We start from the raw sequence: 901 nt of genomic DNA, 5'->3' as shown, positions 1-901 counted from the left end.
CTAATATGCGCCTCACCATATTCAAGTTTAAAAATTCTCGAATCCGCCTGAAACGAAATGTCCACACCAGGGTGTGCTTTGCTGAATACCTCGATAACAGGCATGATCAAGGGACTCAAGGTCGAAACGCTCGTCAGAACCAAAGGCCCTGTTAGCTGCTGGTCTAGCCCATTAATTTTACTGACCATTCGATCAAGACGTTCTTCGACTTTTGCAGCATCTTGAAACAGAATTTCGCCCGCTTCAGTCGGCGTATAGCCGCGAGAATGCCTATGAAATAACTTACAAGCCAAGTGCTCTTCAATCGAGTCAATGTGCCTAAGAACTGTACTGTGATGAACACCTAAAGACTCAGCGGCCTTGCTAAGCGTGCCAAACTTGGCTACTTGATAGGCTATCTGAATATCACTCCAGCTTTTCATACATATCCCCAAACAATCTATATCTGCGCTTAACGTCACCCGCACAAAATTCGCCACTCTGTGCGTATATGCACACCAACTATGCACTCTACCTATTTTCATGCAGTTTTGCATCAGGTTTAATAAAGACAGTTCAATTCATACGCACTTACTTGAAAGGCCGATACCATGAGCTCAGACAGAACTCTTATTACATTTTCTGGAAGTCTACGCAGCAACAGCTACAACCAAAAAGTTGCTAAGCAAGCACAACAAATAGCTTTAGAGCTTGGCTACGATGCTATCAACATTAACTTAGCAGACTACCCTTTGCCGTTGTTTAATGAAGATATTGAAAACACTGAAACGCCCGCTTCACTGAACGACTTAAGGCGCATATTTTCATCACCAACAAGCATTTTAATCGCGAGCCCAGAGTACAACGGATCATTTAGCGCCGCACTGAAGAATACACTGGACTGGTTATCACGCCCTGACAA

Annotated in this window: 2 protein-coding genes; one reads left to right on the top strand and one right to left on the bottom strand. The window is 43.8% G+C overall.

The genetic code is table 11. The annotated features are described in order from the left end of the window. Positions 1-422, bottom strand: a 422-nt coding sequence (locus A3735_RS03875; protein ID WP_156499388.1) for a LysR family transcriptional regulator, incomplete at its 3' end; no start/stop codon positions are given. A 168-nt stretch (positions 423-590) separates the two neighbouring features. On the opposite strand from A3735_RS03875, the gene A3735_RS03870 reads away from it, so the two are divergent. Beyond that, on the top strand, positions 591-901 hold a 311-nt coding region (locus A3735_RS03870), incomplete at its 3' end, for an NADPH-dependent FMN reductase (RefSeq protein WP_197485650.1).

This window comes from Oleiphilus sp. HI0061 (genome assembly GCF_001635675.1).
The sequence above is the reverse complement of the archived record's forward strand: the minus strand, read 5'-3'. Positions and strand labels throughout refer to the sequence as shown.